We start from the raw sequence: 18,753 nt of genomic DNA on the forward strand, positions 1-18,753 counted from the left end.
TTTACTCCAGATTGATTGCGTTTAAAGCCCGACCGACTGGAAAGTTAATCCGGTCGGGGATATCCGTAATATCCAAGCCGTCAGTGAGACGCTTGATAATTTTTTCATGCGAATTTTTTTCATCGGCATAAAGCTGAGACATTAAGTTAATCAACTTACCGTACTGAGTTTTCGCATGTTTGATTGCGTTTTCTAACGTTGTTTGGAACTGAACTTTCACCGTCGGAATAGCCACAGGAACAACGCTAGGAATTAAAGTAGATAGAGCAGGGTATGCACCCGAAAAATATTGGTCACTGTTGGTCAAAACATCCAAAGGAATAACACGGTAACGGTTACCAATCTGTACCTCGAAACGATTCCAGTTTGGGAAGTCCTTACACTTAAGTTGTGCGCCCTTATGGTAAGCGCGGAATATCTTCCCGTTCTCACGAGCACCTACATAGAACGTATGACCAGCATCAGGAACTAAACCGCATTTTTTACGGTCTTCTTTACTCATACCGCGACCACCCCAAAACTCACCCCAAGATGGAGGCGTGCCGCGTGTAATGAACTCACCGTTACAGTAACGCTCTTTAATCTCATCAATCGTCACATTGCCTTGCATATCATCAAGAGCAATATCCACACGAGTTAATTTAGTGTGAGGCATCTGTTTAAGAGAGTATTGAAGCTTAGCCATATCAACGGCCTCGCAACCCTTACCAGAAAACGATACATAAAAGCCAAAGTTAGCCGCACCCCAAGCAACTAAACCAGCTTGAGTACCATTGCAAAGCAACTTAGCTGAATGACGATAACCAGAAAATCCGCCGCCTTTACGTTGGATTTCCCAATGATTACCCTCATAGCTGATTTCGTTTTGAAGCACCTCAAGAAACGATTCCACCTCGCCATGACAAAGGACGTCCAACATATCGATACCGATGTTAGAAATCAGATTGTCGTAACACTCTTTGAACGTCTTATCAGTCGCAATATGTAAATCCGCGTCTTTCAATTCCTTATCAGCCGCAGCAAAGTACAAATCACTGTTAGCGAAGTCGCTACGCTCATCACAGCCCAGAACGTTAGCCAAGTTTTCCATGAAGTAGGCGATTTGAGTTTTCTCACGATGAGCAATAGCCACAACGTTTTGTGATTGGAACTCGTTAATCTGAGAGATAGCGAAACGCTGTTTAGCCATTTCTTTGCAACGCTCAAGTAACTCAGGAGAGCCCGAAAAACTAACGAAGTCGATAATGGTTTTATTCATCGCAGTAATCCGCATCAAAAGCGCCAGACTCACGAAGTTCACGCTCATTTTCATCCGTGATTTGAATCAATTCTCGACACTCACCACACGCAAACATGTACATTTCTTGTTTGGTTTTGAAGTACTCAGGTTGACCATCAATAGAACACCAAAAGCCGTCTGAGTGATGCTCGAAGTAAACTGGACGTTTTTGAGGTCTATTAAGTTCAAAGGCCATTGTTAAGTCTCTTTGGGATGTAGAGTTAGCAAGGGAGTGTTTAATCCCGATTTGTGTAGAATACTAACCTACAAAAGTCGGGTTTGTAAATCGCCCAAAATCGGGTTTGAAGTTATACAATTAGGATAAATGGAGGATTTCTCATGTACCAAAGTAAACTGTTAGATGCTTACAAAAAGGCTCAAAACTACGTACAAGATAAGCAAATTGCTCATGATTTGGGGATTAGCAATCAAAAGATAAGCAAAATAAGACAGGGAGAGCGCTATCTAACTGAAAACGAAGCTCTTTTTATTGCTGAAAAAATAGGTTTATCTGAGGAAGAAGTTTTAGTGTATTTAGCTGCCGATAAGAGCAAAACATACAAAGCGCAGCAAGCGTGGGAAAAGATTACAAAAAAGTTTAACGGGCTAGGATTATCAAGTATTTCAATGGTTTGTGGAATGTTTGCGCTGTGGCTTGGCGACCTTAAAGTGGCTATAGCTAAGTGCGCATTATATGTGTTATGTTAAATGAGGTGTAACCATACGTCAGATTATTTCTACTTTGCTCTCCTATCTCTTTCAGATTTTAAATTTGAGCTAACTTTAGAGAGCTGATTAAACATAATCAGTATTTACCATAAAATAGCTAATATCGATCTATCAATCTTCGATTGCTTGTTCTTCAATTAGCTCGTTGTGTATTGCAAATAAAAATGGCGTCTAATCATATAGACGCCATTTTTAGTTTATCTGAGATTTTAATGTCAGGAATTTAGCCACCGGCTAGTTTTACTGCCATGCCTTTCTTTTCAAGGTGCGTTTTGATCTTATCTCTTGCGTCCCCTTGAATTTCGATGGTGCCATCTTTGACTGAACCGCCACAACCGCATACTTTTTTAAGCTCTGCAGCGAGCAGTTTCAAAGGCGCGTCGTCTAGGTCTAATCCTGAAACGATACAAACGCCTTTGCCTTTACGGCCTTTGGTTTGGCGCTGAATACGAACAATACCATCGCCTTTAGGACGAGCTACTTTTTCTTCTTCCGGTTTAATGCGTCCGGTTTCTGTTGAATATACCAGGGTCATTCTGTTATTTCTTTTGCTGTTGTGCCTGTGCTTGCATCGCTTTCTGCTTTGCAACTAAATAAGCTTCGATGTGTCGTTGAATAGCAGATTTGCCGCCTTTAATGAGTTTTCCATTAAACATACAGTACCAACCGTTTGGTTCACCAGTGTCGTTTTTAATGGTATAGCCGTTAAAAACTTCTGATTGAACACCACCGGTTGGGTTTGCTCTTTGTCCAAGAGACGCGAATTCTTTCGGGTCAATGATTGATGCTGTGTCACACCACCAATCAATGCTCTTTTTCACCGCCGTCAAACTGCCTTGTAAAACGTGGTTTTTGATTTTAACCTTCCAAATACTGCCATCGGGTCCGCCTGACTGCAGGTTAAAACCTCTATAATTTGAAATTGCCATACCACTGAATCATCTGTTTAATGCGTTAATACAATCATAATTGTTACTGAGCATTATTCAAATATCGCTTGAACAAACCGTGCTCTATTCAACTATTTCTAACACAAAATGTATCGCGTAAACGTTAATCACTTTGCACTATTAATACAATCTTCAAGAAACTCATGGAACTTGTGACCATTGTTTTGAAGCATTTTAGGGAACATTGAAATTGGCGTCATTCCTGGGAATGTATTCACTTCATTCAAGTAAATTTCGTTATCTTCCGTAAGGAAAAAGTCGATGCGAGACAAATGACGAAGGTTCATTTGTTTGAATACGGTTTCTGACGCATGACGAATCTTATCGATCTGTTCTTGAGTCAGGTTCTTCGCTTCTACTTCTGTTAATGAATGGCTTGAGCTGCTGTATTTTTCATCGTATGAGTAAAATGCACCATCGGGTGCGATCACTTCACCTGGCTTAGTGATGTGCAGTTCACCGTTCATTTCATAAGCTGCGACTTCTAACTCACGAGGTTTTACCGCTTTCTCTACAAGTACTTGATCTGAATAACCAAACGCATCGTTTACTGCTTTAGCGATAGCTTGTTTTTCCGCTACACTGTAACACCCAACAGACGAGCCCTGACGTGCAGCTTTAACGAACACTTTTCCCCACTTTTCAAAGGCTTGTTCAGCTTGTCTGTGAGCGTGTTCATCATTGCGAGTTAGGAATAAGTAAGGTGTATTTGGAATGTCTAAAGCGTCGTACCAAAGTTTTGATGTGATTTTATTGAAACTGTTGCTGCTTGCTTCTGGTCCACATCCTAAGTATGGGATACCGGCAATTTCGAATAGTGATTGAATGTCACCAGTCTCGCCGGGAAAGCCGTGAATACAAGGCACAATAAAGTCGATCGTTTGATTGGATTCATTCGAGCACAATTGTTTGGTGTTTAAATCAAGGTAAACCAATTCGCCTTGATCTGTAACCCAACCTTCATTTTTTATTTCTACGCGAGTGACTTTGACGTTCTGAATTAGGTTTAGTTGTTGTTCAACAAAGTTAGCCGACAACAGTGAAATTTCGTGTTCAGAAGAGCCGCCGCCGCATAATAGAAGAATATTTTTAATCATGAATCAATCTTTCCGTGACCTACAAAAGATACTAGTTAATATGATAAACCTTTGAGGTGTAACGTACAGTTATTTTAGTGTGAGGAATTCTGTTCGAATAGGATTTGACCAAAGAAATAAGGGAGCGTATTGCTCCCTTATTTTGGTTTGATTAGTTGAGTTTGTTAAGCGTTGGAAATGATGAGTTCTTAATTGCGTCAATGCTTTTAACAAAAGGCTTCAACTGTTGGAATTGAGTTGGAAGCGTTGAAATCGCTTGTTGAGCTTCGGCGCTTGTTGCGTAGTCACCGTAAAGAACCGAGAACCACTCTGTGCCGTTGACAACTTTGTAATTCTCCCAAATCGGCTGACCGTTTTGAGGCAGTTTGTTTGCAAATTGATCAACTTTAGCTTGGCTACCTACGGCGACTACCTGGATGGTGTAACCGAATCGTTGAATACCTGCTTGCTTCTTGCTCGGAGGGACGATTTTAACGGGTTTTACCTGCTCTTTTGGTGTGAGTTTCACCACTTTTTTCTCTTCAGGCTTTGCCGTCATTTTCACGACTTCAGGCTTAACGTCTTGTTCTACAACTGCACTTTCAGACGCCATTATAGGCTTAGAGACTGCGTCTGATTTGTAGTCTTCTCGGTAGCTTTCGGAGGTGACATCTGTGATGTAAGTTTCCGAAACACAAGCTGAAAGAAGGACTGATAAGCCAATGATTGCGATTTTTTTCATGAAGTAACAAACGCTCTGGATAAATATTACGATAAATCATGCCGATAGCAGGCCCGTTTATCAAGCATCAAATACAATAATCTGCGAATTTGATGTGATGAGTAACACAAACTCTACAAGCACTGTATAGATTTGCTTCAATGTCCGGTTCGTTTATGTTTTCTGGCCTATTTATTCGTTTATGATTGTTGATATCAACGTAGCAGATTGCAAGTAAGTCGCGACAAGCCGCAGGAGTTCACATGAATAAACTACATAAGCTCTTTAAACCTAGTTCTGTAGCGGTAATTGGCGCCTCTCAAAAAGAACTCCGTGCAGGGCAAGTCGTTATGCGGAATCTTCTGCAAAGTGGGTTTGACGGTGCAATCATGCCAGTTACCCCAAGGTATAAAGCGGTATCGGGTGTCATTGCCTATCGCGATGTTGCTTCCCTGCCCTATACGCCGGATATCGCGATTCTCTGTACTAATGCTTCGCGAAATGAACAACTTCTCAAAGAGCTGGATGAGCGTGGTACTCCATTCGCGATAGTAATTTCTGATGATGCACAAACGCTAGATTTGTCATCTCTTAATATTCGGGTTCTTGGACCAAACAGTCTTGGAATTATCTTACCTTGGCATAATTTCAATTGTACGTTTTCGCCTGTCGCAGCAAAGCCGGGAAAGATTGCTTTTATCTCTCAATCGGCTGCCGTTTGTACCACGGTTTTAGATTGGGCTAACGACAAAAATATCGGGTTTTCTTCATTTATCTCGATTGGGCGTGGACAAGATATTGATTTTGCAGATTTGCTCGATTATTTGAGTATGGATGGCAATACCGAAGCAATATTGTTGTATGTCGACTCCATTCAAGATGCACGACGATTTATGTCCGCAGCCCGTGCCGCTTCTCGCAATCGTCGTATATTGGTGTTGAAAGCTGGTCGTTCAAAAGAAATGAATACGTTCGAGCAGCAAGATGGCGATACGCTCGATGTGATTTATGACTCTGCGATACGAAGAACGGGTATGCTGCGTGTTAGCAATACGCATGAGTTATTTGCTGCGGTAGAGACGCTGACGCACTCAGTTCCGTTGCGTGGAGAACGCTTAGCCATCATCACTAACGGTGGAGGCCCTGCCGTCATGGCGGTCGATACACTAGTTGAACGAGGTGGCAATTTAGCGACTCTGGACGAAGTAACAACCGATCAGCTCAGAGCCATTTTACCGTCTAACTGGCGGGGTGTTAATCCGATAGATCTTTCCGGAGATGCAACGAAAAAACGCTACGTAGATGCGATCAATGCGGTAATGAATAATGATTGTGCTGATGCGATTTTGATTATGCACAGTCCTTCTGCCGTGTCTGATTCTTATGAAACGGCTTTGGCGGTTATTGAAGCCATCAAGAATCACCCTCGACATAAACATTTTAATGTCCTAACTAACTGGTCTGGGGAACAAACATCTCGAGATGCTAGACTGGCATTCACTCAAGCGGGGATACCTACCTATCGTACGCCGGAAAGCGCGGTCGTTGCGTACATGCACCTAGTTGAATACAGGCGAAACCAGAAACAGTTGATGGAAACGCCAACAACAGCAGAGCCGCTGCACTCAGGTAGCGTAAATTCTGCAAAAGAATGGGTAGATGAACGACTACTGGATAAAAACACAGTTACACTGGATACACACCAAACTAGCCCATTATTTAAGCTCTTTGGCTTTAATGTTTTGCCTACTTGGATAGCATCGGATGAAATCGAAGCTGTTCACATGGCAGAAAATATTGGCTACCCGGTCGCCGTGAAGCTTCGCTCTCCTGATATTCCTCACAAATCAGACGTACACGGCGTGGCGCTTAATTTGAGAAATAGTCGAGAAGTTTCTAACGCTGCACAATCGATTTTAGATGCCGTCAAATTCAGTTACCCATCTGCAAGCGTACACGGCCTGCTAGTTCAAGGCATGGCGAAGCTTGGCAGCGCGGAAGAGTTGCGAATCAGTATCGCGGTCGACAAGGTATTTGGGCCTGTCATTTTACTTGGTCAAGGTGGATCTGAATGGAACATCGCTCAAGATGCAGTGGCCGCCCTGCCTCCTTTGAATATGACGCTTGCACGCTATTTAGTCGTGGTTGCATTAAAGTCCGGGAAGATCCGTCTTCAGAAACACAAAGATGCGCTCGATATTACTGAGCTGTCAAAATTCTTAGTTCGTATTTCGCAAATGGCGGTTGAGTTACCTGAAATACAAAGACTGGATATCCATCCAGTGTTGGTATCTGGAGATGACTTAACCATACTTGATGCTGATGTGACGCTTTGTAAATATGAAGGTGACGCTCAAAAACGACTGGCTATTCGCCCTTTCCCTGCTGAATTTGTTGAAACTGTGACACTGCGTGATGGTCAACCAATCCTTCTTCGTCCAATTCTTCCTGAAGATGAGCCACTCCACGCTCAGTTCATAAATAGTGTATCCAAAGAAGATCTCTATAAACGGTTCTTCTCAGAGGTTGGTGAGTTTAACCACGAAGCTTTAGCTAATTTTACTCAAATTGACTACGACCGAGAGATGGCCTTTGTCGCAGTAGCCTTTGATAAAAGTGGACCGTCGATCATTGGTGTAGCGCGTGCGCTGATCACGCCAGACAATAGTGATGCTGAATTTGCGATTTTGGTTCGCTCAGATTTGAAAGGAAAAGGATTAGGAAAAATCTTGATGGAGAAGATCATCAGCTATTGCAAAATTAAAGGCACGAAACAAATGTCAGGTATGACAATGCCTACCAATCGAGGGATGCTGATGCTTGCTCAACGTTTGGGGTTTGAAGTTGATGTCCAGTTTGCAGACGGTACGGCAGATATGGTGCTACCTTTAAATTAATGAGTGAGGAGCGTGCTCTCTTTCTACCGCTCAACTTCTTAGATTCAGTAGTCTCATCTGAATCTAAGAAGTAAAAAGTGACGCTGTTACTTTAGTTTCCAATTCTTCTTCAGATACTGAATGCACCAAGATTTCGCTTCACCCATGGTGTTTCTTCTCCACGCTAGAATGATATCCATCGGCTGCTCTTCTGTGCCTTCAATTTGTTTAAGTACGCTTTTTTCTATTAACGGTAGCGCGATTTGTCTAGGTAAGGTACCAATCCCTAAGCCTGCGGTTAATGCTTCTACTTTTGCTGTAAAGTTAGTAACAGTGAGTCTAGGTTGCTTTTGAATGATGTTTATCGAAAGTGCTGGCTGTTCGCGTGCGGTGTCTGCAATGGCAATAATTCGGTATTTCTCTCTTGCTGAATCATCAAACTCGCCACTGCGTTTGTGAACGTAATGCTCGGTTGCCGCAACCCAAATCATGGACATCTTGCCAATTTTCTCTGCTTTCACTTCTTGCGGTAACGTATCCAACGAAGGGCACACAAGCAGATCCGCTCTTCCCGTATTCAGAGATTCCCAGCTTCCTGCAAGAATTTCTTCTTGCAGCCTAATGCGTGTCGAGCTTACTTCCGCCAGTGCATCCACCATCGGGAAGAAGTTTGAAATTGGAATGATGCCATCAAACGCAACAGTAATATCCAACTCCCAACCGTTAGCAAGCAAAGTTGCATCATTCACTAACTTTTCACTCGCTTGCAGAATTGCACGCCCTCTTTCCAAAATGAGCTTGCCTGCCTCCGTAAAGAGCGCTTTATGTCCTGAACGGTCAAAAATATTGATGTCGAGATCTTGTTCGAGCTTTTGGATTTGGTAACTCAGCGAAGATGGTGCTCTATCGAGCTCATTTGCCGCTGCCGCAAAGCTGCCTCTGCGATCTATCGCATCCAAGATATGGAGCGCTTCTAAAGTGATAGGGCTCTGCACGATAACTCCCTTTGTGTGATGTGAATCACAGCTGTGATATTTGGATAGATTTGTCAGAAATCGTTTTCAACAATATAACACACTGATAAATAAAGACTAGAAATGCTAAGCATTCAAGAATAGACGACATCAAAATTTAAATATTAAAATGATAATGATAGTAATTATTATTTAGATCCATTAACATTTGCGCGTTGTTATTGCCTATTATGGATTTAAGGTATTGAAACCAATGTATAATAAATCAATTTTATCAGCCTCTATTCTAATTGCACTATCCCAAGGTGCCTACGCTGAAGACCATTCAACTTTCAATGAAGTGGTCGTGACTGCGACTCGTACTAATAGCCAAATCGAAGATACTGCTGCTTCTGTTGCCGTCGTTACTGATAAGAACATCGAAGAAAGCATGGTCACTGGCTTAGATGATCTCTTTGAGTACACGCCAGGAGTCACGGTTAAGACAAACTCGCGTCAAGGTGTCCAGAGTATCAATATTCGTGGTATCGAAGGTAACCGAATTAAGGTTCTTGTGGACGGCGTATCTCAAGGTAACCAGTTCGAATCAGGGAATACGTTCATTAACTCTGCTCGCGTTAACGTGGATACCGACCTAATAAAAGCGGTTGAAATTGTAAAAGGTGCAGCATCGTCTCTGCATGGTTCTGACGCAATTGGTGGCATTGTTGCATTTGAAACCAAAGATCCGGCTGATTTCCTTAAGGGTCGTAACTTTGGGGGCCATGCGAAGTTCAACTACTCTTCTGAAGACAATACATTCAGTGAATCTGTTGCACTAGCGAACAAAACTGGCGATTTGGAATCTCTAGTTGCCTATACGCGTCGCGACGGCAATGAACTGGATAACTTTGGAGATCTAGCAGATGCAAGTACTGAAGCGAACAACTTACTAGTTAAACTTCAGTACCAAGTCAATGATGCACATCGTGTTGAATTCAATGGGAATTATATTCGCAACAAAGGCAATGGAAAGCAGTCTTACAACGGTTATACGAATGCAACAAGTGAAGATGTAACAGAGCAATATCAAGTTGGTATAAAACATATTTGGGAGATGCAAACGGCCCTAGCGGACTCCCTTACCTGGCAACTAGATTGGCTTAGCAAGGAAGAAAACGGCATTACTGATCGTGTAAAAGGCCAGAATATCCAACGTAAAGACTACATCTACGAGGATGAAGGCTACCAGTTTGACTCACAGTTTGACAAATATCTCTCGCTTGGTAGTACAGAGCATTACTTTGTGTACGGTGCATCCTTAAGTGATAAAGACATTAAGAACGTCAACAAAGAGTACAACAGTGCAAGCGCGAACAAAGAAATTTTCTATATTCCTTCTGCGAGTGAGCGTCGTTACGGGCTCTTTTTACAAGACGAGATTACGGTAGGTAACTTTACGATTACTCCGGGCGTACGGTGGGATGCATTTGAAACCGATCCAGGCGACACAAGCAGTAACCCAAGTGGTAACGCGGCTAGCGACTACAAAAAGTTCTCTGATTCTGCATTTACAGGCCGCTTAGGTTCTGTTTATAAGCTTAATGAACAACATCGTTTATTCGCGCAAATCAGCCAAGGTTTCCGTGCTCCAGATTTCCAGGAGTTGTACTACTCTTTCGGTAACCCATTGCATGGCTACATTTTTAAGCCAAATCCTGATTTAAAAGCAGAAGACAGTATTTCGTACGAGTTTGGTTGGCGACATAACAATGACATTTCTAGCAGTGAAGTGTCAGTTTTCTACAGCGACTACGACAACTTCATCGAAAGTAAAACCGTCTCTGGCACTGGGACGCCAGTGACTGACCCTGCGATTAAGCAGTATGTGAATATAGGCAAAGCGACAATTAAAGGTATTGAGTTTTCAAACCAACTTTCGTGGAACAAGTTCATGCCAATCGAAGGCTTTAGCTCTCGTGTAGCAGCGGCGTATACGGAAGGTGAAGATGGAAACAATAATCCACTAAACAGTGTTAACCCTTGGAACCTTGTCGCTGGTTTTAATTACGATTCAGAACAAAACTGGGGAACCACGTTAACCATTAACTACACAGCTTCTAAAGACAAAAGCGACATAAATGACGATAAAGTGTTGCCTATCTCTGCTGCTACGGTTGTAGATATCACCGCGTACTACAAACCTATTAAAGATCTTACGTTGCGAGCAGGTCTGTTCAACGTGACAGATGAAGAGTACTATAATTGGAATGATGTGCGTGACCTTCAGACTGAGAACAAAGATCTGACTCAAGCTGGGCGGAACTGGTCAATTACAGCAAAATACGAGTTCTAAAGCCTCCGAAAACACAAAAGCCAGCTTAATGCTGGCTTTTTTAATTGGCTTTCATTTCAAAAATGTTAAGAAAAGTATGAAAAATGAAAGCTTACTGTTTTGCCATCTCTTTCTTCACCATCACTGCTGCTGCAACGATGAATGCGATGATCAGACCAAGCTCCATGAACTACCCCAATAGCTACAAGAAAATTTACGACCTAAATTAAGAGTCATGGGTAGTTTAGCACTTATCTATTTGGTTGCTACCTTTTAACCAGGAATTTACGATTTTTTCCGATTTAGATCAAAAAAGGCGCTGGAATGCGCCTTTTTGTTATTATTGTGTTAAAGGGCTATGCATCTGGGTAACCTTGTGGGTTATTTGATTGCCAGCGCCATGTGTCTCCTGTCATCTCTTCAAGAGTACGTGATGCTTTCCAGCCTAGTTCATTCATTGCTTTTGAAGGATCTGCCCAACATTCTGCAATGTCACCAGGTCGACGTTCGACCAGCTGGTATGGCACATTTTTACCGCATGCGCTTTCAAATGCTTTTACCATTTCAAGAACGCTGTAACCATTACCGGTACCAAGGTTGTAGATGTGCAAACCAGCTTTACTGCCGACTTTTTCTAGCGCAGCAACGTGGCCATCTGATAGATCCATTACGTGAATGTAATCACGAACACCAGTACCATCTTTGGTTGGGTAATCACTACCGAATACAGATAGAAACTCGCGACGACCAACCGCTACTTGAGAAATAAATGGCATTAGGTTGTTCGGAATACCTTGCGGGTCTTCACCTAACTCACCAGTTGGGTGCGAACCAACAGGATTGAAGTAACGAAGAAGTGTGATGCTCCAGTCTGGGTTCGCTTTTTGGAAGTCAGTTAAGCACTCTTCTACCATTAACTTGCTACGACCGTATGGGTTAGTCGCACTAGTTGGGAAGTCCTCAGTAATTGGCACTGATGCAGGATCACCATAAACTGTCGCAGATGAGCTAAATACCAGTGATTTCACGCCTGCTTCACGCATTGCGTCCACAAGAACAAGTGTGCCATTTACGTTGTTATCGTAATACTCAAGCGGTTTTTCTACTGATTCTCCGACTGCTTTTAGGCCAGCAAAGTGAATAACGGCTTCAATATTGTGTGCTTTTAGTGCCTCAACAAGCGCAGCCTTATCGCGAATATCCGCTTCAATAAAAGTTGGCTTTACGCCACATACTTTTTCAATGCGCTCTAAGACTGTGGATTTGCTGTTGTATAGGTTATCGAGAATAACTGGTGTCATACCAGCTTCGATCATTTGAATACAAGTGTGACTGCCAATGTAGCCCATACCACCCGTAACAAGTACTTTCATTTTATCAATCCTTCTGACGCGAATCCGGTTAGTGTAAAGCTTTAATGCGACAATTTAAACGGTCTCTTGCAATTCGCATCCCATTAATATTGCTTGCCCTTTTCCGGCTTTCTTCGCTTGGTACATTGCGGTATCCGCACTCTTTAAAATACGGGTTGCGTCTCGTTCATTAACGCCAACCAATTTCACCCCAATGCTCACGCCGACTTTTAGCTCATTACCTTTGTATTCAATAGGCGCACAGATGCTCTCTAACAATTGCTCGGCGATTCGCGTTACGACTTTTTGATTGGCCGGGTTGACCAGCATAACAAACTCATCGCCAGACAGGCGTGCGATTAAGTCACTGTGCCTAGTCGCCGATGTCAAACGATCTGCGACACGTTTTAAAACTTCATCCCCAGCGTCATGGCCGTATGTGTCGTTGATTTCCTTAAAACCATCTAGATCAAGATAAAGTACCGCAAATTCATCGCGCTGATAGCCTGATCTTTGGACTAAATCTTCCAGCTCTAAATGGAACTTAGAACGATTTGCTAATCCTGTAAGCGCGTCATGATGTGCGAGATACTCGAGGCGCTCCATCTCTTTTGCATTGGAGAGATCGGTAAGAATAATGACCAAATCGTAGAAACCGTTATCCTCGCACTTCACGATGCGGTTTACTCGAGCAAACATTGGCACAAGTAAGCCTAAGTGATTTTGCTCAATCACTTCTCCTTGCCACACGCCATAGTTTTCAATGGATTCAATGATACTCGGCATCATTTCTTGTAATTTTCGCCAACGAATAGTTTGAATGAAAGACTGACCAACTAACTGGTCGATTTCTAAACCCACAAGTTTGGTGACTGCTGGGTTAACCATGGTAATGACGCCTTTGTGATTAAGCACAATAAGGCCGTCTTGACTGGCTTCAAACACTCGACCAGCTACGCGCTGGCGATTCATCGCCTCTTCAATCTCTGTGATGTCTTGAATGGCGAATAGAAGATAACCGTGGTTAGACAAACGACGAGTCGTTAGGCTTAGCTGCTGTTCGTTATCAATGTTTTGAAGGTGGATATCATCACACTCTAAGCATCGACTAAGAATTTGGCTAAGCTCGTTCGGCATTTTGGTTTTTATCAGATCGCGGATATTCGCATTTTCTAATGCTTCCGGTGTTTTCTGAAATATATGCTGAGTCGCAGCATTACTGTGGATAATGGTGCCAAGGTTGTCGGTAATAACCAACGCATACTGAATGGATTCAATGACTTCTTCTGAAAATGCTCTTTTTTGTTCGAGCGTAGCTAACGAATGCTGGCGTTGTTTTTCCCTTTTTCGGAGTTTGGTCATCATTCGGTTGAATGAGTGAATAACTTCGCCCAGTTCGTCTTTAGAATGATGACGAATTTGTACGTGAGAGGCATTACCAAAAGTAACATCTTGAATTGCACCGTTGAGATCGAGCAACGGTCTTAGAATGATACGATCAATGGTAATGTAGAAAATAATGCCACCAGCCGCCAATATCAGCAGAAGTACGCCGGCATCTTTCAAGAATGAATGTTGCGCATTTATAATTGGAATATGTGACAACGTCACTCGAATTGAACCAATCACATGCCCTTCATGGATGATAGGCTCAAGTACGTACAAAAACTTGGCGGACAACGCATACCCTAATGCATCGAGCTTACTTCTTTCATTTTGATTAGGAACGGGAGCAGACTCCCCACTCCCTTCAAGCACAACAAAAGGTTCATTGGCCCTATCATACAATTTCACTCTAGAAACGTTGGGCTGTTCTAGAAGATCGGCCAGAATAGTTTGTGCTTTTCGCTTGTTCTTTGTTGTGAGCGCATCTTTAATTGAATAAGACACGTTATTGATTAACTTGCGAGTTTGCTCAACCAACTCATGTTTTGACGATTGGTATGCGGTGTACGAGGTATAACCTTTTGAAGCAACAAAGATCGCCGTAATAAAAACCAGAATCGGCCAGATAAGCTTTGCTCGTAATGACATATATATTCCTGTCGCACAACAACAACTAGAAGACAAAAGAGTTGTTATGCAAACTATCACCCAATAGAAGCCGTAAGACTAACATGACGGCAAAGCAAAATAACGTTAAATTCTCAAAAATTGGATTGAAAAGGACCGAATTACCTTAAAATTCGGATCAAATCAAAGAACGATAACGACGTGCTGGACTCTAATGATCTTTCTCAGCTCGAGTTCTAAGTAAAAATCTCATTCTGGTTGTTTGAAGAATGAACTGAGTCACTGAAGATAAAAGGTTTTTCCTGCATCGTGATGTGATTGCTAAGGTAACTATAAATATATGACATTGAATAAACAGCAACTGACATTAAATTGCGATATGGGCGAGAGCTTTGGTTCTTGGACGATGGGCGCTGACGATAGCGTGATGCCTCATGTCGATATGGCGAACATTGCTTGTGGCTTTCACGCTTCCGATCCGAACGTGATGCACGACACGATTACCTTAGCGAATCTTCACGATGTTGATATTGGTGCGCATCCCGGTTATCCCGACTTACAAGGTTTTGGTCGACGCAGCCTCAGTATGAGCAGCGATGAAATTACTAACATGGTGATCTATCAAGTAGGCGCGTTGCAGGCATTGTGTCGTGCGCAGTATACCGATATCGGTTATATCAAGCCTCATGGTGCCCTTTACAACGATATGATGAAAAGCGATGCGGTTTTTCGATCGGTCGTTAAAGCAGCCGCGCTGTTTAAAGTGCCGTTGATGATCCTTGCATCGCAAGAGAACGAAAAATATTTAGAAATCGCGGACGATTATGATGTGCCATTGTTGTTTGAGGCGTTTGCCGATCGTCTGTATCAAGATGATGGGATGTTGACACCAAGAACGCACCCAAATGCCGTTTTGAAAGATGAGCTTGCGATTTTAGAACAAGTCAGAACATTGGCTGATTCGGGCCGAGTAAAAACCGCTTCAGGCAGTTATATCTTGTTAGAAGCGGACACAATATGCGTCCATGGAGACAATGAAGAGTCGATCGCTTTGATTCAAAAAATTCGTCAAAGCCTCTACTCCGGAGGAAATTAATGCATCAAACAAAGTTCTCGATTGATTTGGTTTGTGAATGCAGCATTTTGATTCGATTTGATGAAACCATTTCTGAAAACTCAATTGGACAGTTAGCGCGAGCAATGAACCAACATCTGTCTCATATTGTCATGAATATCGTTCCTTCCTATCGAACCGTGTTAATTGATTACTTACCGTTCAGAATCAGTGAATTTCAGTTAGTCGACATACTGCACAATATCTTAGTTGCTTTTGACCCAAATAAAGCCGATGAGGCTGAGCCTAACGAAATTTCGATACCCGTTTATTACTCGGAAGAAACTGCTTTAGATTTGAAGCGTTTTGAAGAACAAGGCATTGATCTCGGCGCGCTTATTGATGCTCATACAAAGCCGGTATATACCGTTTCCGCGATTGGGTTCGCACCTGGCTTCGCCTTTCTTTCTGATGTGGAAGAGAGTATCGCCATGCCTAGGTTAAAAACGCCGAGAACGTTTGTGCCATCAGGAAGTGTCGGCATTGCCGATAGTAAGACCGCCGTTTACCCATCAGACAGTCCAGGTGGTTGGAATATCATAGGTCGCTCTCCACTCTCACTCTTTTCGGATACTCCTCCTTTTATTCCTTTTGAAGTTGGTGACAAGGTCACGTTTTATACGGTATCAAAACAGGAATTTCTTGAGTTAGGGGGAGCGTTATGAGCGCATCAGGATTATTAGTTGAAAAGTCAGGGCCTTTGTCATTGATTCAAGACTTTGGCCGTTTTGGTCTTGCTCACATCGGGATAACGCAAGGTGGCCCTGTTGATGATTACGCCTACAGTTGGGCTAATCATTTACTTGGAAATCGTGTGAATTGCTCAGCAATCGAGATTACGCTAGGCAATGCTTGTTTTGTCGCCTTGCAAGACTGTCACCTGGCAATTTGTGGCGGCGATCTTAATGCATCAGTAGATGGTCACCCTATTGCTAATTGGTCGGATTTTTCGATAAAAAAAGGTCAAAAGCTTCAGTTCGGAATGGCAAAAAATGGCCTTCGCGCCTATCTCGCTGTAAAAGGTGGCTTCAATGTGCCTGAGCACCTTGGGAGCTCATCGACCGTGCTTCGTGAAGCATTAGGTGGACTAGAAGCCAATGGTAACGCTCTAAAAGCTGGAGATGTTCTCCCTTTTGACGCGCATTCATTACCTAACCATAAACCAAGAATCATGACATTTCGTTTCAAGCCAGATTACAACTTGCCAATTACACTACGCGTTATTGAAGGTTATCAATGTGATGATTTCAGTGTTGAAGCTAAAGAAAAATTCTATTCGGGAAGCTTTGCGATCTCGCCAGACTCTAATCGAATGGGCTATCGCCTTGAAGGAAATACGGTAAAGCCACCTTATGATGGCATCTTATCTGAAGGGATCGCGCTAGGCGCCATTCAAATTCCCGATGATGGTAATCCGATTGTATTACTCAATGACCACCAAACCATTGGTGGGTATCCAAAGCTTGGTTGTGTTGCAAGAATAGATTTACCTAGATTAGCGCAAGCGAAGCCGGGTCAGAAAGTGCGTTTTATCAAGGGTGATAGACAAGGTTTGCAGGATGTGTGGTGTCAGTGGGCTCAGTTTTTCGGCTACTGAGCCCTATTCAGTTTTTGGCTGTTTACATCCCGTAGCGTTCAGCTAGAGCATGCGGATAGCCTCGTTCTTCGGTCAGTTTAATCGCGTATTGTTCGATTTCGTCTTCAGACCAATTAACGGTCACTGGATGTTGCGCTTCTACATTATGTTGAGGCGTGATATCAAACCAATACTGAAGCATTTTTTGAGCAGCCAACAACGTAGAAGACGCTTTCACAACTTCAATTCGAGCGTAGTGATTTTGTTCGAATGAAACATCTGCCGCGCGAAGCACGGGATCTGTGCCTGGAATTTGTTGAGCACCAAACAACGCTTTGCCACCTTTTTCCGCTGTTTTGTAATCAGGGATAAATTGGGCCATGTGTTGTATTGCGTTATGCGTTCTTTCACCCAAAATTTCTTCACGCCACCCACTGCGAATTTTAGACAGTAACGGTACAGGTAGCTCAGGTTGAGCAGAGAGTGCCGTGCTTTCAACTAAGCCATCTTCAAACAACGTGATCTCTTTCGTCATGCCGTGCAGCTGGAAATAGCCATCTCCATAAGGAGTTAACTGCGCCATTCCTTTATCTGTGCCACGGGGGCCGTGGAAAATGACTTCTGGCCATTGCTGGTTACATTCGTTCCATTTGGTCACGTAAGCGGCTTTGAATTCAACTAAACGGTCACGCTTAGCGCCAACTGCGTTATCAATAGTTCCCGTCTCGAAACCACATGCGTTGACTAAGTAATCACAAGTAAGCAAACAATTGACGCCATTGTGTTCGTAAGTCAATTGCCAATGATCACCAAGCCAATCAGCCTGATTCAGTGTCGCTTGAGTAATCACGTTTGAATTCGGCAGTTTTGCTAAGGTTAAGTTAGCAATAGCCGCTAAACGGAACACGCTCCAACCATACTCCTGAACGGCAACGACCGGATATTTTAATTGCTCTAAATCAGCGTGCTGAGCAAAAGGAATGCTCCATTCATCAAATGTGGATGGATGTTCTGGTTGGTTTTGTTTTGCCAGTTCCTGCAGTTCTTCTTTCGAATACAGTTTGAAATACTCTTCAGGCTCGCCAAGTACTTTGTTGTGTTCGTCTTTGTCGACTAACGCCTGGTAAGCACTTTTAATCACCTCTAAGCGAGGCAGCAGCGCGAATGGGTCCCCCCCATCAGAGTGAGGTACGGCAATAATGGTAGGACGAATATTCAGTGAGTGAGGATACAGTCTGATCGTATCTATAGATTGCGTAAGCAAATCCAAACATTGTTGTTCAGAAATTTCACGATACAAATTACCGCCCGCATGAAGGTGACAAATTGGTGGGCCGTTGACTAACGAGACGCCCTTTTCAATAACAGAGACTTTGAATCCCAACTCTGCAAAATGAATGGCGGCTGTGGCACCGGCTACACCACCACCTATAACGGCGATGTGTTTATCTTTATGACTTAGAAACTCAGACTTCATTGCTTCACTAAAAATTTTATAAGGAGAAATCTTTACTAACCGTGATTCTACTCGGGTTTTGGCATGATTAAAATCACAAAAAGTTCATGGGTTTGCGATAACTTTAAAAGTTGCTTTACGGAATAAAAAAATTGCAAAAAAAGTGCTTGACGAAGTGGTTTGATGAGCGAATTTTTAGCCTGTTGTGTATAAGAATCCCACTCTAAGACCCATGGCGTAAAGCTTGCGGAAACACCCCTATTTTTGACCTCTCCAGTTATCCCAAAAGTTATCCACCGTTTTTGTGGATAACTAAAATAAAA

General features: G+C 42.8%; 17 protein-coding genes. 7 read left to right on the plus strand and 10 right to left on the minus strand.

From position 1 onward, the window contains the following. Position 1 precedes the first annotated feature (1 nt). Positions 2-1,258, minus strand: coding sequence for a replication initiation factor domain-containing protein (locus OU793_RS09485; RefSeq protein ID WP_029803951.1), 1,257 nt, complete (start codon positions 1,256-1,258; stop codon positions 2-4). Then, positions 1,251-1,475 carry a hypothetical protein gene (locus tag OU793_RS09490; protein ID WP_029851168.1) on the minus strand — a complete coding sequence of 75 codons (225 nt, stop codon included), beginning with the start codon at positions 1,473-1,475 and terminating at the stop codon, positions 1,251-1,253. Before OU793_RS09490 ends, OU793_RS09485 begins: the two co-directional genes overlap by 8 nt. Positions 1,476-1,618: 143 nt before the next feature. Between OU793_RS09490 and OU793_RS09495 the strand changes: the two genes are divergently transcribed. After that, a complete protein-coding gene (locus tag OU793_RS09495) occupies positions 1,619-1,987 on the plus strand; it encodes a DUF3693 domain-containing protein (protein WP_273979449.1) in 369 nt (122 codons plus the stop codon). Positions 1,988-2,231: 244 nt separating this feature from the next. Here OU793_RS09495 and yciH read toward each other — a convergent pair whose 3' ends face one another. The 4 genes from yciH to OU793_RS09515 all read right to left on the minus strand — a co-directional run bounded on the left by yciH (position 2,232) and on the right by OU793_RS09515 (position 4,776). Then, complete coding sequence (gene yciH / locus OU793_RS09500; RefSeq protein ID WP_020835292.1) at positions 2,232-2,543, minus strand: stress response translation initiation inhibitor YciH; 312 nt, start codon at positions 2,541-2,543, stop codon at positions 2,232-2,234. 4 nt (positions 2,544-2,547) lie between these two features. Continuing rightward, positions 2,548-2,937 carry a DUF3319 domain-containing protein gene (locus tag OU793_RS09505; protein WP_047123753.1) on the minus strand — a complete coding sequence of 130 codons (390 nt, stop codon included), beginning with the start codon at positions 2,935-2,937 and terminating at the stop codon, positions 2,548-2,550. A gap of 128 nt (positions 2,938-3,065) precedes the next feature. Beyond that, positions 3,066-4,055 (minus strand): D-alanine--D-alanine ligase, encoded by a 990-nt coding sequence (locus OU793_RS09510; protein ID WP_005455294.1) that lies wholly within the window; start codon positions 4,053-4,055, stop codon positions 3,066-3,068. Between the two features lie 151 nt (positions 4,056-4,206). Next, entirely contained in the window at positions 4,207-4,776 is a 570-nt protein-coding gene (locus tag OU793_RS09515) for an SPOR domain-containing protein (protein WP_140103426.1), read from the minus strand. A 242-nt stretch (positions 4,777-5,018) separates the two neighbouring features. On the opposite strand from OU793_RS09515, the gene OU793_RS09520 reads away from it, so the two are divergent. Then, positions 5,019-7,652 carry a bifunctional acetate--CoA ligase family protein/GNAT family N-acetyltransferase gene (locus tag OU793_RS09520; RefSeq protein ID WP_062888387.1) on the plus strand — a complete coding sequence of 878 codons (2,634 nt, stop codon included), beginning with the start codon at positions 5,019-5,021 and terminating at the stop codon, positions 7,650-7,652. Between the two features lie 86 nt (positions 7,653-7,738). On the opposite strand, the gene OU793_RS09525 is transcribed toward OU793_RS09520, so the two are convergent. Continuing rightward, positions 7,739-8,626, minus strand: coding sequence for a LysR family transcriptional regulator (locus tag OU793_RS09525; protein ID WP_140103427.1), 888 nt, complete (start codon positions 8,624-8,626; stop codon positions 7,739-7,741). A gap of 232 nt (positions 8,627-8,858) precedes the next feature. On the opposite strand from OU793_RS09525, the gene OU793_RS09530 reads away from it, so the two are divergent. Together OU793_RS09530 and OU793_RS09535 are read left to right on the plus strand one after the other, a co-directional pair. Next, on the plus strand, positions 8,859-10,940 hold the full coding sequence (locus OU793_RS09530) for a TonB-dependent hemoglobin/transferrin/lactoferrin family receptor (RefSeq protein ID WP_159404336.1): 2,082 nt from the start codon (positions 8,859-8,861) through the stop codon (positions 10,938-10,940). A gap of 83 nt (positions 10,941-11,023) precedes the next feature. Continuing rightward, positions 11,024-11,149, plus strand: a complete 126-nt coding sequence (locus OU793_RS09535) for a hypothetical protein (protein ID WP_005480852.1) — start codon at positions 11,024-11,026, stop codon at positions 11,147-11,149. 126 nt (positions 11,150-11,275) lie between these two features. Here OU793_RS09535 and galE read toward each other — a convergent pair whose 3' ends face one another. Both galE and OU793_RS09545 read right to left on the minus strand, forming a co-directional pair. Continuing rightward, entirely contained in the window at positions 11,276-12,292 is a 1,017-nt protein-coding gene (gene galE, locus OU793_RS09540) for a UDP-glucose 4-epimerase GalE (protein ID WP_005498859.1), read from the minus strand. Positions 12,293-12,346: 54 nt separating this feature from the next. Then, positions 12,347-14,305, minus strand: a complete 1,959-nt coding sequence (locus OU793_RS09545; protein ID WP_025522598.1) for a diguanylate cyclase — start codon at positions 14,303-14,305, stop codon at positions 12,347-12,349. 319 nt (positions 14,306-14,624) lie between these two features. Between OU793_RS09545 and OU793_RS09550 the strand changes: the two genes are divergently transcribed. Genes OU793_RS09550 through OU793_RS09560 form a run of 3 tightly spaced genes read left to right on the plus strand, consistent with a single transcriptional unit; the run spans position 14,625 to position 16,995 of the window. Further along, entirely contained in the window at positions 14,625-15,380 is a 756-nt protein-coding gene (locus tag OU793_RS09550) for a 5-oxoprolinase subunit PxpA (protein WP_140124211.1), read from the plus strand. Next, positions 15,380-16,063 carry an allophanate hydrolase subunit 1 gene (locus OU793_RS09555; protein ID WP_140351675.1) on the plus strand — a complete coding sequence of 228 codons (684 nt, stop codon included), beginning with the start codon at positions 15,380-15,382 and terminating at the stop codon, positions 16,061-16,063. Before OU793_RS09550 ends, OU793_RS09555 begins: the two co-directional genes overlap by 1 nt. Beyond that, complete coding sequence (locus tag OU793_RS09560) at positions 16,060-16,995, plus strand: biotin-dependent carboxyltransferase family protein (RefSeq protein WP_140351676.1); 936 nt, start codon at positions 16,060-16,062, stop codon at positions 16,993-16,995. Before OU793_RS09555 ends, OU793_RS09560 begins: the two co-directional genes overlap by 4 nt. Before the next feature lie 22 nt (positions 16,996-17,017). On the opposite strand, the gene OU793_RS09565 is transcribed toward OU793_RS09560, so the two are convergent. After that, positions 17,018-18,451, minus strand: coding sequence for an FAD-dependent oxidoreductase (locus OU793_RS09565; RefSeq protein WP_029832362.1), 1,434 nt, complete (start codon positions 18,449-18,451; stop codon positions 17,018-17,020). Between the last annotated feature and the right edge of the window lie 302 nt (positions 18,452-18,753).

The organism is Vibrio sp. VP6 (assembly GCF_028823755.1).
Taxonomy (GTDB): domain Bacteria; phylum Pseudomonadota; class Gammaproteobacteria; order Enterobacterales; family Vibrionaceae; genus Vibrio; species Vibrio parahaemolyticus.

Bases quoted from the DNA above. Each gene is read 5' to 3' on its own strand.
- OU793_RS09485 (WP_029803951.1), bottom strand. From the start codon at position 1,258: ATGAATAAAACCATTATCGACTTCGTTAGTTTTTCGGGCTCTCCTGAG.
- OU793_RS09490 (WP_029851168.1), bottom strand. From the start codon at position 1,475: ATGGCCTTTGAACTTAATAGACCTCAAAAACGTCCAGTTTACTTCGAG.
- OU793_RS09495 (WP_273979449.1), top strand. From the start codon at position 1,619: ATGTACCAAAGTAAACTGTTAGATGCTTACAAAAAGGCTCAAAACTAC.
- yciH (WP_020835292.1), bottom strand. From the start codon at position 2,543: ATGACCCTGGTATATTCAACAGAAACCGGACGCATTAAACCGGAAGAA.
- OU793_RS09505 (WP_047123753.1), bottom strand. From the start codon at position 2,937: ATGGCAATTTCAAATTATAGAGGTTTTAACCTGCAGTCAGGCGGACCC.
- OU793_RS09510 (WP_005455294.1), bottom strand. From the start codon at position 4,055: ATGATTAAAAATATTCTTCTATTATGCGGCGGCGGCTCTTCTGAACAC.
- OU793_RS09515 (WP_140103426.1), bottom strand. From the start codon at position 4,776: ATGAAAAAAATCGCAATCATTGGCTTATCAGTCCTTCTTTCAGCTTGT.
- OU793_RS09520 (WP_062888387.1), top strand. From the start codon at position 5,019: ATGAATAAACTACATAAGCTCTTTAAACCTAGTTCTGTAGCGGTAATT.
- OU793_RS09530 (WP_159404336.1), top strand. From the start codon at position 8,859: ATGTATAATAAATCAATTTTATCAGCCTCTATTCTAATTGCACTATCC.
- OU793_RS09535 (WP_005480852.1), top strand. From the start codon at position 11,024: ATGAAAGCTTACTGTTTTGCCATCTCTTTCTTCACCATCACTGCTGCT.
- galE (WP_005498859.1), bottom strand. From the start codon at position 12,292: ATGAAAGTACTTGTTACGGGTGGTATGGGCTACATTGGCAGTCACACT.
- OU793_RS09545 (WP_025522598.1), bottom strand. From the start codon at position 14,305: ATGTCATTACGAGCAAAGCTTATCTGGCCGATTCTGGTTTTTATTACG.
- OU793_RS09550 (WP_140124211.1), top strand. From the start codon at position 14,625: ATGACATTGAATAAACAGCAACTGACATTAAATTGCGATATGGGCGAG.
- OU793_RS09555 (WP_140351675.1), top strand. From the start codon at position 15,380: ATGCATCAAACAAAGTTCTCGATTGATTTGGTTTGTGAATGCAGCATT.
- OU793_RS09560 (WP_140351676.1), top strand. From the start codon at position 16,060: ATGAGCGCATCAGGATTATTAGTTGAAAAGTCAGGGCCTTTGTCATTG.
- OU793_RS09565 (WP_029832362.1), bottom strand. From the start codon at position 18,451: ATGAAGTCTGAGTTTCTAAGTCATAAAGATAAACACATCGCCGTTATA.